Genomic DNA, 14992 nt, shown 5'->3' with positions numbered 1-14992 from the left:
GAACTCACACCCATCATTCCGCGCATCACTGCGCTCATAATGAGGTGTATTCTCTTATCCAAACGTGACCGTCAAAGTCTATTCCTGAGATCCAAATTACCTTCAGACCCCGCAAGCTTCGCCGCCCACGTTTCTCTTTCTTCTCATATTCAATTGTCAAATAACAGACCGCCCAAAGCAGTCACAAAATCAATCGCCCCAAAGCCATAAGCCCCGAAACCCAACAAGCAATCCGCTCATCAACTTGATTTCTTCAGAACGAAAGTCGCCGTCGCCAGCAGCGCCGCCGCCCTCGTTCAGTGAGCGGACTTATAAATCTACCCAGCCAAACAAGTCAACACAGCAATATCAAAAAAAACAAGAAATGTGATATGTACCTGATTGTAAAAGGGAATTTCGTTTTCATGAGCTTATTGGCATAAAAAGACGCAACCACACTCCTGGTTTTGCACAGGAGAACAGCTCGCCGGGCACCAAGGCAGGGCTCGCGCCTTCTTTTAGCCCCGTTCCTCGCTAATTGCTTCGTCAACGAAGCGTTAATACGAGACATGCCTGCGCGTGTCCTTATATGGGCTGCTGCGACATGTCCCGCTGGTGCGTCGACCGATTTGACTCCCAGCTTTGAAAGTTGCACACCTTCGCCTGAAGTTTCTGGAGAGCGCATGACCGACGGGGCACAGCTGGTATGACTGCGGATCGCAATGTGATCCGGTCGCTAGGCACGGAACCGCCAATTCTGGCGGAAGGGCGCCGTGCACCCGATCGTCGCGAAATTTCGCTTCGATGGCTTTCCGGCACGTTCCTCACCGGCATTACCTCTTCCATATTGATGGGCGTGGCGCTGTTTGCCGCTCTTGACGGTCGCCAGCAGCTTGCCATTCCCGCCGAGGCCTTCGCCAAGGCGGATATGGGTAACAATGCCACGGAAGCCGCCCGTCGCGGAACGCGCCTCGTCGCACCAAATATCGCGGCCCGGCCGTCCGACCGGTCGATCATGGAAGTTTCCACGGTTATCAATGAAGGCGACAAGGAAGTGGTCCGCAAGGTCCCCTTCTCCCACGTCAAGATTCCGCTGGCGTCAAATTACGCCAAGCAGGATGACTATCCCGCCTTTGATCCCCTGAATATTTTTGCCAGCAACGAGGACAAGGACGCATCGGCACCCGCGCCAAGCCGGACGGGAACGATCTATGGCTCCGAGGTTGAATCCGAAGTCAGCCTGAAGACTGTCGCCTTTCCCGTCCAGCACTCCAAATATGCCTTCGCCGGCTCATTGAGCTTCGACGAGGTCGAAGAGGCGGTGCGCTCGAACGGTTCGATCCTGACGGACGGCAACGAGCAGCTGGCCGCGCTCTATTACATCGACCCACGCCGTTTCGATAATGACGACGGCGATGTCGACATTACAGCGGGCCTTGCCGCCCGTGTCGTCGAACAGAACATGTCGGTCTCGACCCCGCAGTCCGCCTCGGTGCCCGTGAAGGAATATGCCGACGACGTGATCCCTGCCCGCCAGACCGAAACCATCGAGGCCGCCCTTTTCGGCGCCGGTTATTCCAAGGCGCAGTCCTCGGAAATCGCCGGGCTGCTATCGCCGCAGATCCAGTCGAACAATGTCGAAAGCGGCGATGTGCTGCGCGTCGGCATCATTCAGGAAGACGAGAAAAGCGACATCGTGCGCGTGAGCCTTTACCGCAAGGGCCGCCACATGGTCACCATGGCCATCGATGACAGCAAGCGTTTCATCAAGGCCAGCGAGCCGCCGAAGCTCGATGCCGTGGCGACCGCCTTCGACAGCACCCCGGCGCCTGCCGCCGGACGCGATCTGCCGAGCGTTTATGACGGGGTCTACCGTGCGGCCCTGGCCTACGGCATGAACCAGGGCATGGTTTCGCAGCTCATCAAGCTTCTCGCCAGCAGCGTCGATTTCCAGGCGCAGCTCAAGCCGGCGGATACGCTGGAAGCCTTCTTCTCCGTGGAAGACGCGGATGGCAAGGCGACGGACAAGTCGGAACTGCTCTACGTCAACGCCAAATTCGGCGACAACGAGACACGTTTTTACCGTTTCCAGAACCCGGACGACAACAGCATCGATTATTTCGATGAAAACGGCAAAAGCATCCGGCAATTCCTGTTGCGCAACCCGGTTCCGAACGGCCGCATGACATCCGGTTTCGGCATGCGCCGCCACCCGGTTTTGAAATTCAGCCGCATGCATACCGGCACCGACTGGGCCGCCGCCCGCGGCACGCCGATCATCGCGACGGGCAACGGCACTGTCGAAAAGGCCGGATGGGCCTCCGGTTACGGCAACCAGACGCTGATCCGCCATGCCAATGGCTATGTCTCTTCCTATAACCACCAGAGCGCCATCGCCAAGGGTGTCACCGAAGGTGCAAAGGTCCGGCAGGGTCAGGTCATCGGTTATGTGGGATCGACCGGCCTTTCGACCGGCGCGCATCTGCATTACGAGCTGATCGTCAACGGCACCAAGGTGGACGCAATGAAAGTGCGACTGCCGGGCGGCAAGTCGCTTTCCGGCGAGGCGCTGGCGCGTTTCTCCGATGAGAGAAAGCGCATCGACAATCTGCTGAATATTGACGAAAAACCCAATCAGGTGGCGAGCCGCTGATCTGCGGGGAGACCCGAACGACAATCCCGGTCATATGAAAAAGGCTCCGTTTCCGGAGCCCTTTCATTTTATGCCGCATCGGCCGTTTCAGCTTCGGCCTCACCCTTGGCGGGCTTGACCTTGAACAGCAGCCGGTCCGTGCCCGAGGTCACCTTGACCCGCGATCCATCCGGGACTTCGCCGCCGAGGATCATTTCGGCAAGCCTGTCCTGAACTGCCTTCTGGATCACCCGCTTCAGCGGACGCGCACCGTAAGCCGGATCGTAACCCTTATTGGCAAGCCAGTTGCGGGCATCCTCATCCAGTTCGAGCGAAATCTTGCGATCGCCGAGCAGCGAGATGAGGCGCTTCAGCTGGATTTCGACAATTGCACCCATTTCGTCGCGCCGCAGGCGGTGGAAGAGGATGATATCGTCGATACGGTTGAGGAATTCCGGCCGGAAATGCGACCGGACCCGCTCCATAACCAGGTCGCGAACCGAATCTACATCGTCATTGTCGCCCATCTGCGTCATGAATTCCGAACCGAGGTTCGAGGTCATGATGATGATGGTGTTCTTGAAATCGACGGTGCGGCCCTGGCCATCCGTGAGGCGGCCATCATCCAGCACCTGCAAGAGGACGTTGAACACGTCCGGATGCGCTTTCTCGATCTCGTCGAACAGCACGACCTGATAGGGCCGGCGGCGAACCGCTTCCGTGAGCGCCCCGCCCTCTTCGTAACCGACATAGCCGGGAGGCGCACCGATCAGCCGGGCAACGGAGTGTTTCTCCATATATTCCGACATGTCGAGGCGAACCATCGCGGTTTCGTCGTCGAACAGGAAGCGAGCGAGCGACTTGGTCAGCTCGGTCTTGCCCACGCCCGTCGGGCCAAGGAAGATGAACGAGCCGATCGGCCGGTTGGGATCCTGAAGGCCGGCGCGCGAGCGGCGAACCGCCTTGGAAACCGCCTGAACGGCCTCGCCCTGCCCGACAACGGACTTGGCAAGCTCGTCTTCCATGCGCAGTAGCTTTTCGCGCTGGCCTTCCAGCATCTTGTCGACAGGAATACCGGTCCAGCGGGAAACGACATGGGCGATATTGTCCGCCGTCACCACTTCCTGAACCATCGATCCGGCACCGCTGCTATCGCGGGCTTCCGCCGCAGCCAGTTCCTTTTCGAGACCAGGAATGATGCCATAGGTCAACTCACCGGCGCGCTGGAACTGGCCATTGCGCTGGGCAATTGCCAGTTCGTTGCGGGCTTCGTCCAGCCGCTTCTTGAGGTCGGCGGCATGGCCGAGCTTCTGCTTTTCCGCCTGCCAGCGGGCCGTCAGCGCATCCGCCTTTTCTTCCGTATCGGCCAACTCGTCCTCGAGCTTCTTCAGCCGGTCGGCGGACGACTGGTCCGTTTCCTGCTTCAGGGCTTCGCGCTCGATCTTGAGCTGAATGATGCGGCGATCCAGTTCGTCCAGTTCCTCCGGTTTGGAATCCACCTGCATGCGAAGACGCGAAGCGGCTTCATCCATCAGGTCGATTGCCTTGTCGGGCAGGAAGCGGTCGGTGATATAGCGGTTGGAAAGCGTCGCAGCCGCAACCAGGGCCGAATCCGAGATACGGACCTTGTGATGCTGCTCGTATTTTTCCTTCAGGCCGCGCAGGATCGAGATCGTGTCTTCCACGGTCGGCTCGTCCACCAGCACGGGCTGGAAACGGCGGGCAAGGGCCGGGTCCTTTTCCACATGCTTGCGGTACTCATCGAGCGTGGTGGCGCCGACGCAGTGCAACTCTCCACGGGCAAGCGCGGGCTTCAGGAGGTTGGATGCATCCATCGCACCATCGGCCTTGCCGGCGCCGACCAGCGTGTGCATCTCATCGATGAACAGGATGATGCCGCCGTTTTCGGCCTGCACTTCATTGAGCACAGCCTTCAGCCGCTCTTCGAACTCACCGCGATATTTCGCACCGGCGATCAGCGCGCCCATATCGAGCGCCATCAGCTTCTTGTCCTTCAGGCTTTCCGGCACGTCGCCATTGACGATGCGCAACGCAAGGCCTTCGGCAATCGCCGTTTTACCGACGCCGGGTTCACCGATCAGCACGGGATTGTTCTTGGTGCGGCGCGAGAGCACCTGGATGGTGCGGCGGATTTCGTCGTCGCGACCGATCACCGGATCGAGCTTACCTTCGCGGGCCTCTTCCGTCAGGTCGCGCGCGAACTTCTTCAGCGCATCGAAGCCCTGTTCGGCATTGGCGCTATCGGCGGTGCGGCCCTTGCGGATATCGTTGATGACCTGATTGAGCGCCTGCGCCGTTGCGCCGGCCTTCTTCAGAGAAGCCGAAGTGGTGGCGGAGCTTTCAATCGCAAGTGCCTGCAGCAAACGCTCCACAGTGACGAAACTGTCGCCGGCTTTCTTGGCGAGATCTTCCGCGGTCGAGAACACTTTGGCGAGCGGCGCGGTGAGCGAAAGGCCGCCATTGCCGCCGGAAACCTTGGGCAATTTCGCCAGAGCCGCATCATTGGCAAGACGCGCTTCCTTGGCGTTGCCGCCGGCGCGCTCGATCAGCGATGCCGCCATGCCCTGCTCGTCATCGAGCAGAACTTTCAGAACGTGTTCGGGCGAAAACTGCTGATGGTTTTCGGCCAGCGCAAAGGTCTGCGCCGATTGCAGAAAACCGCGAACGCGCTCGGAGTATTTTTCAATATTCATAGTCGAACCTCCATTGACCGGCCCGCCCGCTTTCGGCACGGCTCCGGGTGTTAGGGTTGAGGCTCCCTCAAAAGGCAAGCCCCGCTACGACAGCCGTGTTTATAGGATTTCACGATCGCCGCCTCTTGATGGTCGGTTGCCAGCGAATGCGGCTTCCGTCCTTCCTGCACGAATATGGGAGGCATTTTCATCGGTTTAAAGGGGAGAAAATCTACCGTCCGGGAAATTTTCACATGATTTGACAGGTATCAATTCGCCATATGAAAGCACGCCGATTGCTGGCGGAATGTTCATCACCAACCGCCAAAAACAAAAAACTCCGGCAAGCCGGAGTTTTTCGATTGCAGAGTAATTTGCAGAAGCTGCTTATTCGGCAGCGTTCTCAAGCGTGGCGGGTGCCGCCTCTTCACCGGCCGGCGCATCTTCGCCTTCGGCGCCTTCCGCAGCGGCAGTGCGGCGCGGGCGGCGCTGGCGCGGTCCGGTTGCACGGCGTGCCTTCGGTGCGCGTTCGCCCGCCGGAGCTTCCGCCTGCTGCTGCTCTTCTTCGACGGCCACTTCCATGGGCGTGCCTTCGATGACGGGCTGCGGCGCCTGGCTGGCGTCGTATACAGGCGGCTGCTGTTCGGCGGCTACCTGCGGCTGGCGCGGCTGACGCTCCTGCCGCTCGCGGCGGTCCGGACGCTCACGACGCTCCTGGCGCTGTTCGTTCCGCTCAGTACGCTCCTGACGTTCCGGCTGCTGCGCGCGCTCGGCCTGTTCGGTCTGCTGCTGCGGTGCAATGACGCCTTCATCGCCGTCGTTCACATCCATATCGTCGCCATCGGCAGCATTGTACTCGCCGCGGTCGTCGCGCTGGAAGCGTTCCTGCATCTGGGCCTGAGCCGAAGCGATGATGCGGTTATAGTGTTCAGCGTGCTGCAGATAGTTCTCAGCGATCACGCGGTCGCCGGAACTCTGCGCGTCGCGCGCCAGAGCGGCGTATTTTTCCGCTATGTGCTGGGCTGTGCCACGGATTTTAACATCGGGGCCGGAACTGTCATAAGTCCTGGTGAGCGGGTTGCCGCCCTTGCGGTTGAAGTTGTTATTGTTACCGCCACCATTGTTATTGTTGTTGTTTCCACGCCCCCGGCCGCGCTTGTTTTGCTGTCCTGGCCTCATCAATTGCTCACCTGAATTCTGTTTTGCTGACAATCTGGTTGTTTTCATGCAATTCCGGGCGGAAAACCGCTGGAAATTTTTCCTGAAATTGCTCCATCACGCGCCTTGCCGAAGATAACCCCAGGGCAAGACCTCGCGTATGACGACCGGCTGCGCAAATGCTGCACCGAGCCGCCTGCGAACAAAGTTTACTGATTCACATGCCGGAAACGCCCAGCCTTTCAGGGCTCTTTAAAGAACCCGCTTCGGGACTGACCCATACCCTGACGAATCTGTGTTCGTCCTCAGCCACCCGGCATGTGGCCGCAAACTATCCCGCTTCCTGCGGAAATCCAAGCCTTTTCTTTTGCTGTGCAAAATATCCTTGCAAAAAATCCGCAGACATATCGCGAACAACTATCTCCGGAAGGTCAAAACTCTGTCTTTACCGCCATAATCCTTCACGGCGTCCAGAAGAGAGAAGCCGTGGGAAGCAAATATAGCGGAAACATCAAGCCTTTGATCGAAACCGATCTCCACACCGACAATCCCGTTTTCCACAAGAAAGCGGCCTGCATCGGCAGCGATGAGGCGGTACGGTGCAAGGCCGTCCTGACCTCCATCCAGCGCCGCCATGGGGTCGTGGTTACGAACCTCCTGGTCAAGCGTTGCGACGATATCAGTCCTTATATAAGGCGGATTCGACACAATTATGTCAAAGCGGCCAAAGATTTTTTCAAACCAGTCGCTGCGTATGGCCTCGAAGCGCCCACCGAGATCGTTTCGGGCCGCATTCCGGACCGCCGTTTCCAGCGCATCGGCGGAAATATCGCTGCCGATACCGGTTGCTTCGGGGCACTCCTTCAGAAGCGCGAGAACGATCGCCCCCGTGCCCGTGCCCATATCCAGAATGCGGGCGCTGCCCTTGGCGGAAACGGCTTTTTTCAGCGCCGGCAACAGGGTATCGACAAGAACTTCCGTGTCCGGCCGGGGCTCGAGCGTCTCCTTAGACAAAAGAAGGTCGAGGCCATGAAATTCCCGGTGGCCGAGAATGCGGTGCACGGGCTCGCCATTCGCCCGCCTTTCGATCATGGCCGCGATACGGGCGCTTTCTTCCGGCGTAACGGCACGATCAGGCTTCATCACGAAATCGGTCAATGAAAAACCGACGACCTCCGCAATCAAAAGCCGCGCATCGAGAAGCGGATCGGCGATCCCCGCCGCCTGCAGGCTTTTGCGGGCTGCGGCAAGCGCACTCGCAACATTCGCTTCAGCGGCCGTGCTCAAAGCTGTTCGCCGAGCTGTGCAAGCTGCCCCGCCTGATAGTCGGCGATCAGCGCATCCACAAGCTCATCGATCTCGCCTTCGATCATCCGGTCCAGCTTGTAGAGCGTGAGGTTGATACGGTGATCGGTAACGCGGCCCTGCGGGAAGTTATAGGTGCGGATGCGCTCGGAACGGTCGCCGGAACCTACTTGGCTCTTACGGTCGGCTGAACGTTCGCTCTCCACCTTCTGACGCTCGATGTCGTAAAGCCGCGAGCGCAGGACCTGCATGGCCTTGGCGCGGTTCTGATGCTGCGATTTCTCCGAGCTGGTAACGATCAGGCCCGTCGGCAGATGGGTGATGCGAACGGCGGAGTCGGTGGTGTTGACGTGCTGGCCGCCCGCACCCGAAGCCCGCATCGTGTCGATGCGAATGTCTTCCGGGCGGATTTCGATATCGATATCTTCCGCTTCCGGCAGCACCGCAACGGTGGCAGCAGACGTGTGGATGCGGCCGCTCGCTTCCGTTTCCGGCACGCGCTGCACCCGGTGCACGCCGGATTCGAATTTCAGCTTGGAGAACACCCCTCGCCCGCTGATCGTCGCGATGATTTCCTTGTAACCGCCCGCTTCGCCCTCGCTTGCGGAAAGCACTTCCACCTTCCAGCCCTTGGTCGAGGCGAAGCGCTCATACATGCGGAACAGATCGCCGGCGAAAAGGGCTGCCTCGGAGCCACCAGTTCCTGCGCGAATTTCGAGAATCGCGCTTTTTTCGTCCGCCGCATCCTTCGGCAGCAGCAGAACCTGCATGTCCTTTTCAAGCTCGCCGATGCGGACCTCGACATCCGGCAGCTCCATTTCCGCCAGGTCGCGCATATCCTTGTCGGTCGACTTGTCGGCCAGCAGCGCCTCGAGATCGGCGGCTTCGGAAACCGCCTTCTCGTAGTCGCGGATTTTCTTCACCACCGGCTCGAGTTCGGAATATTCCGAAGCCAGTTTCACATAGACATCCGCAGCAGGCCCAGCCGACATACGCGCTTCGATCTCACCGAAACGCCTTTCCAACTCGCGCATTTTTTCGACGGGAAGCTTCGCCACCAGTCACTCCAATAATGAAACAGGTCTTTTAGAGCGTTTTCGCTTTTCTTCGAAACGCGAAAACGCTGTAACCTTTTGCCTTAACGCATTTCCGGACGGAAAACCGGGATCCACTTTTCCTGGAAATTCTTTAAATGGGAATGGAATGCGTCGCGGCAAAGCGTAACAACACCTCGCGCGCGCTTTCCAGCGAATTATGGTCGTCCAGCGCCGCGTTCAGCTCTTCGGCCAGGCGCGCGGCATCGAGCCCAAGCAGCATGGCCTTTACCGGACCGATAGCCGTCGGCGACATGGAAACAGAACGGAAGCCGAGGCCGATCAGAGCCATGGCCGAAAGCGGCTTGCCCGCCATTTCGCCGCACAGTGTGACCGATGTGTGGTGCCTTTCGCCGGCGCGGACGATATCGCGCAGAATGCGCAGGAACGGCTTGCCCAGATTGTCGAAACGATCCGAAACACGCGCATTACCGCGATCCACCGCCATCGAGAACTGGAACAGGTCGTTCGAACCGACGGACACGAAATCCACCTCCTGCATCAGCTCGTCGAGCTGCCACATCAGGGAGGGCACTTCCAGCATGGCACCGAATTGCAGCTTTTTCGGCAGCGCATGGCTGAATTTCGAAAGATGCTGCACTTCCTTCTGCAAAAGGTCGCGAGCGGCGCGGATTTCCGACACTTCCGTCACCATCGGCAGCATCATGCGCAGCTCGGCGCCCGAGGCGGCGCGCAGCAGCGCGCGCATCTGCGTTCGCATCAGGCCCGGCCGGTCGAGCGACAGGCGGATCGCCCGCCAGCCCAGCGCCGGATTTTCCTCTTCCTGGCCGCGCATATAAGAAACGACCTTGTCGCCGCCGATATCGAGCGTGCGGAAGGTGACGCTCTTGCCCTTCGCCTGCCGCAGAACGGAGCGGTAGAACGCCTCCTGCTCCTCGCCCTTCGGCATGTTGGAGGCGATCATGAATTGCAGCTCGGTGCGGAACAGGCCAATGCCGTCGGCGCCGGATTCGTCGAGCTGCGGCAGGTCCACCAGAAGGCCCGCATTCATCTTCAGATTGACCTTCTGGCCATCCTTGGTGACCGGCTCTACATTGCGCAGCGCGCGGAACTGCTCCTGCCGCTTGGCGCGCAGGCGCACCTTTTCTTCATAAGCACGCTGCAAATCCGACATCGGGCGCAGATGCACCTGGCCGTCATCGCCATCGATAATGATGGGATCGTTGTTTTCCGCCAGAGCGACGATACCGGTCGCCTGCCCGATGATCGGAATGCCCATGGCACGCGCGACGATGACGACATGGCTCGTCACCGCGCCATCTTCCAGCACCAGACCACGCAGTTTTTCACGCGGGTAATCCAGCAGTTCGGCAGCACCCATGGCGCGCGCCAGAACGATGGCATCGAGCGGGAAATCCTGCTCCGGCCCACGACCGCCGAAACCGATCAACTGCCGCAGCAGCCGGTTGGCGAGATCGTCGAAATCATGCATGCGCTCGCGCAGATAGGGATCGGTCAGGCGCATCATGCGCGCCTTGGTGTCGCTCTGCACTTTCTCGACCGCCGCTTCCGCCGTCAGGCCGTTGCGGATCGCCTCTTCCATGCGCCGCACCCAGCCCTGGTCGTGGGCGAACATGCGGTAGGTTTCCAGAACCTCGCGGTGCTCACCCTCGGTCGGCACATCGCGACGCTGCAACATGTCGTCGATGGACAGACGCAGCGAACCGATGGCATCGGCAAGACGCCGGATTTCCGTATCGGCATCTTCGTTCAAGAGATTGGTGACGACGATGCGCGGATCATGCAGCACGACATGGCCAAGACCGATGCCTTCGCCATAGCCGTCGCCATCGATGGAGACGGCGCGCGTCAGATCCAGCTCCACCCCGGGGCGGGTGATCTTCTTCAACTCGCCGCTCGCCACTATTTCGGCAATGAGCATCGCGGTTGTCTCAAGCGCTTCCACTTCATCCTCCCGGTATGTTCGGCTGGCCTTGTTCTGGACCACAAGAACGCCAAGAGTGCGACCGGAACGCAAAATCGGCACGCCGAGGAAGGAATGATAAATTTCCTCACCGGTTTCAGGAAGATAGCGGAAAGCGGGATGCGCCTGCGCATCGGAAAGATTGAGAGGTTGGGCGGAAGCGGCGATGGTGCCGACAAGACCCTGCCCCATTTTCAGCTGGGCAAGATGCACGGCATCCTTATTGAGACCTTCGGTCGCATAAAGTTCCAGCACGCTGTCGGAACGCAGCACATAGACCGAGCAAACCTCCGCCACCATGTTGCTGGCAATCTGACGGACGATCTGGTCCAGACGCTCCTGCGGTTCAAGGTGCTCCGCCATCATTTCGCGCAGCCGCTTGAGCAGGACGCGCGGACCTGCGGAAAGGTCTCTCATCGCGTTTGCTCCCCGACACTTCCAATCCGAATGTCATAATATTCGGGAATCAAAAGGTCATTTAAAAATTTATAGCGCGAGAAGCGCGTCCCGCAAGGGACACGCTTTCATGAAACGCCACATCGGAAGAACGCAACTCCGAAGAATCGGAGCATCGGGAACCGATGTCTCGGCTTAGCTCTTATCGAGACCGTAGGCGGAATGCAAAGTGCGAACCGCAAGTTCGGCATAGGCGCCGTCGATCAGGATCGAAATCTTGATCTCGGAGGTGGTGATCGCCTTGATGTTGATGTTCTTCTCGGCAAGCGCCTTGAAGGCGCTGGCGGCAACGCCGGCGTGGCTGCGCATGCCGATACCGATGACTGAAACCTTTGCGAGACCGGTCTCGTTCTGCGCAACATCGAAGCCGATCTGGGCCTTGTTGTCTTCCAGAAGCTTGATCGCCTTGGCAACGTCGCCCGAAGGAACGGTGAAGGTCATGTCGGTGCGCGAACCGTCTTCGGAGATGTTCTGCACGATCATGTCGACGTTGATATGCGCTTCGGCGAGCGGCCCGAAGATCGCGGCGGAAACGCCCGGACGGTCGGCCACGCGGCGCAGCGAGATCTGTGCTTCATCCTTGGCATAGGCGATGCCGGTTACGACTTCCTGTTCCACGATTTCATCCTCGTCACAAATCAAAGTACCGGGCGGGTTGATGAGGTCGCCCATGCCCGGCGCATCGGGATCCTCGAAACTGGAGCGAACGAAGGTGCGCACCTTGTGTACCATGGCAAGCTCGACCGAGCGCACCTGCAGAACCTTCGCGCCAAGAGACGCCATTTCGAGCATTTCCTCGAAGGCGATCTTCTTCATGCGGCGAGCCTTGGGCTCGATGCGCGGATCGGTCGTATAAACGCCGTCGACATCGGTATAAATGTCGCAACGATCCGCCTTGACGGCCGCGGCAATCGCAACGGCGGACGTATCCGAACCGCCGCGTCCGAGCGTCGCGATGCGGTTGTCCGGGCCGATGCCCTGGAAACCGGCGACAACGGCAACCTGACCTTCACCCATGCGTTTCACGATATCCGAGCCGTCGATTTCAAGAATGCGGGCGGCGCCATGCGCATTGTCGGTGCGGATCGGGATCTGCCAGCCCTGCCAGGAGCGTGCATTGATGCCCATGGATTGCAGCGTGATCGCCAGAAGACCGGATGTCACCTGTTCGCCGGATGCGACGACCGCGTCATATTCGCGCGCATCGAAAAAGGAGGCGGCGTTGGCGCCGGCCACCTTCGCGGCGTTCTGCACCCAGTCCACCAGCTCATTGGTTTTGCCGGACATGGCGGAAACGACCACGGCCACTTCATGGCCGGCATCCACTTCGCGTTTCACATGCCGTGCGACATTGTGAATGCGTTCGAGGTTCGCGACGGACGTGCCGCCGAATTTCATGACAATGCGAGCCATAGCCTTGACCAGTACCATCCCATTTTCCCGCCGGCTCCTTCGAAGAGCGGACGGACAAGAACAAACCCAGTCGGCTCTTCCTGACAAAGAGCCTCAAGTTGCGGGTCTCTTAGCGAAAAGGCGGGGGGCACGCAATGCCGTTTATGAACCATGCGGTACGCCTTTTTCGCAGCATCGCTCCGGAACTATGGCGGGACGAAAACGTCGGCGGGTTAAAGCACCGGCAAAAGAGCGTACCGCAGTGCACTGTACAAACCGGCCCATTCGCAGTATGAGCGCGGCAATGCAACCGGCCAGATGGCCGAAATGGCCCGTATCGGCTGCCCCGGAGACTTTAGGATCTATTGGTTTCGGGCGGATGCGGGCAGCTTCATATCCGAAAGACGGTAGATGACAGACACCCAGGGTATCGCCCCGGCGATCGCGCAGGCGTTGGAAAAACGCGGCTACAAAGACTTGACCCCCGTGCAGCAGGCCATGCTTGCGCCCGAACTCGCCGACAAGGACGCGCTGGTTTCCGCGCAGACCGGTTCCGGCAAGACCGTTGCCTTCGGCATCGCGCTCGCGACCACGCTGCTGCGTGACAATACCCGTTTCGGCCAGGCCGCTGCTCCTCTGGCGCTTGCCATCGCCCCCACGCGCGAACTGGCCATGCAGGTCAAGCGCGAACTGGAATGGCTTTATGAGTTTGCCGGTGTATCCATTGCCTCCTGCGTCGGCGGCATGGATATCCGCAATGAGCGCCGGGCGCTGGAGCGCGGGGCCCATATCGTCGTTGGCACGCCTGGTCGCCTGTGCGACCACATCAAGCGCAATGCACTCGATCTGTCGTCCATCCGCGCCGTGGTGCTTGACGAGGCCGACGAGATGCTCGATCTCGGCTTCCGTGAAGATCTGGAATTCATTCTGGAAGAATCGCCGGAAACCCGCCGCACGCTGATGTTCTCGGCCACCGTTCCGCGCAGCATCGCCAAGCTTGCGGAAAGCTACCAGAAGAACGCCGTTCGCATCGCCACCGCTTCCGAACAGAAGCAGCATGTGGATATCGAATACCGCGCCATGCAGGTGACGCCGGCCGACCGCGAGAACGCCATCATCAATGCGCTGCGCTTTTATGAAGCCCGCAACGCCATCGTCTTCTGCTCCACCCGAGCAGCCGTGAACCATCTGACGGCGCGCCTGAACAATCGCGGCTTTGCCGTGGTGGCCCTTTCCGGCGAACTGACCCAGAACGAACGCACCCATGCGCTGCAAGCCATGCGCGACGGTCGCGCCCGCGTCTGCGTGGCGACCGACGTTGCCGCCCGCGGTATCGACCTGCCGGGTCTCGAACTCGTCATCCACGCCGACCTGCCGACCAATTCCGAAACGCTTCTGCATCGCTCCGGCCGCACCGGCCGCGCCGGTCAGAAGGGTGTTAGCGCCATCGTCGTGCCTATCAACCAGCGCCGCAAGGCAGAGCGCCTGCTGGAAGGCGCCAAGGTCAGCCCGGCATGGGTTCGCCCGCCTTCGGCCGAAGAGATCGTCGAGCGCGATGGCGCCCGGCTTCTGGCCGATCCATCGCTCACCGAGGACGTGGCCGAGGACGAGCGCGATTTCGTCACGAGGCTGCTCGAACAGCACGGCGCTGAAAAGGTCGCCGCCGCTTTCGTGCGCCTGTACCACGCCGGACGTTCCGCGCCCGAAGACATCGCGGAAGTCTCGCTGGACAACAATCGCAAGCCGCGCCGCGACAGCTTCGAGACGGTCGAGAACAATGCGCCGCGCCGCGAACGCTCCGATTTCGCCGACAGCGCCTGGTTTTCGCTGTCCGTCGGCCGCAAGCAGAGCGCCGAACCGCGCTGGCTGATCCCCATGCTCTGCCGTTTCGGCAAGATCACCCGCCAGGATATCGGCGCGATCCGCATGCAGCAGACGGAGACCTTCGTGGAACTGGCGGCCGACGCCGTCGACCGTTTCACCTCTGCCATCGGCAAGGACATGACGCTCGAAAAGGGCATCCGTCTGAAGGCGCTGGAAGGCAAGCCGGAAATGACCGGCGGTTTCCGCGAAGACACGCGCCCGGCCAAGGCGCAGCGGAAATTCAGCAAATCGGACAATGCAAGCGGCCCCCGCGATGACCGCAAGGGCGACGATAAGTCCTGGAAAAAGAAAAAGCCCTTCGGCGACAAGCCGAAATACGAGGGCAAGAAGGACAAGCCTTTCGAAAAGCGTGGGCCGAAGCCGACGAAGGGCTGAGGACGCCCTTCGTTTTTAGCTCTTGCAGGAAAATGGGTCCCTTTTTGTGGGACTCAAGGCGGTCGACGACCTCCTCCGT

The 14992-nt window shown here is 60.0% G+C and carries 8 protein-coding genes; 2 read left to right on the top strand and 6 right to left on the bottom strand.

Going from position 1 to position 14992, the window contains the following annotated elements:
• The first annotated feature begins 685 nt into the window (after positions 1–685).
• Positions 686–2632, top strand: a complete 1947-nt coding sequence (locus F3H58_RS23405; RefSeq protein ID WP_020811299.1) for a M23 family metallopeptidase — start codon at positions 686–688, stop codon at positions 2630–2632.
• A gap of 68 nt (positions 2633–2700) precedes the next feature.
• Here the strand turns inward: F3H58_RS23405 and clpB are convergent, their stop codons facing one another.
• The 6 genes from clpB to F3H58_RS23370 form a co-directional block, all read right to left on the bottom strand.
• Entirely contained in the window at positions 2701–5325 is a 2625-nt protein-coding gene (gene clpB, locus F3H58_RS23400) for an ATP-dependent chaperone ClpB (RefSeq protein WP_003522543.1), read from the bottom strand.
• 366 nt (positions 5326–5691) lie between these two features.
• On the bottom strand, positions 5692–6483 hold the full coding sequence (locus F3H58_RS23390) for a DUF4167 domain-containing protein (RefSeq protein ID WP_149743948.1): 792 nt from the start codon (positions 6481–6483) through the stop codon (positions 5692–5694).
• Between the two features lie 396 nt (positions 6484–6879).
• Positions 6880–7749, bottom strand: coding sequence for a peptide chain release factor N(5)-glutamine methyltransferase (gene prmC, locus F3H58_RS23385; protein WP_149743947.1), 870 nt, complete (start codon positions 7747–7749; stop codon positions 6880–6882).
• A complete protein-coding gene (gene prfA, locus F3H58_RS23380) occupies positions 7746–8825 on the bottom strand; it encodes a peptide chain release factor 1 (RefSeq protein ID WP_065657303.1) in 1080 nt (359 codons plus the stop codon). Before prfA ends, prmC begins: the two co-directional genes overlap by 4 nt.
• Positions 8826–8955: 130 nt before the next feature.
• Positions 8956–11223, bottom strand: coding sequence for a phosphoenolpyruvate--protein phosphotransferase (gene ptsP, locus F3H58_RS23375; protein ID WP_149743946.1), 2268 nt, complete (start codon positions 11221–11223; stop codon positions 8956–8958).
• A 174-nt stretch (positions 11224–11397) separates the two neighbouring features.
• Entirely contained in the window at positions 11398–12675 is a 1278-nt protein-coding gene (locus F3H58_RS23370; protein WP_149743952.1) for an aspartate kinase, read from the bottom strand.
• Between the two features lie 390 nt (positions 12676–13065).
• On the opposite strand from F3H58_RS23370, the gene F3H58_RS23360 reads away from it, so the two are divergent.
• On the top strand, positions 13066–14913 hold the full coding sequence (locus tag F3H58_RS23360) for a DEAD/DEAH box helicase (RefSeq protein WP_149743945.1): 1848 nt from the start codon (positions 13066–13068) through the stop codon (positions 14911–14913).
• Positions 14914–14992 lie beyond the last annotated feature (79 nt).

Origin of the sequence: Rhizobium sp. NFACC06-2, from assembly GCF_900101425.1 — a bacterium.
GTDB lineage: Bacteria > Pseudomonadota > Alphaproteobacteria > Rhizobiales > Rhizobiaceae > Agrobacterium > Agrobacterium leguminum.
The sequence above is the reverse complement of the archived record's forward strand: the minus strand, read 5'-3'. Positions and strand labels throughout refer to the sequence as shown.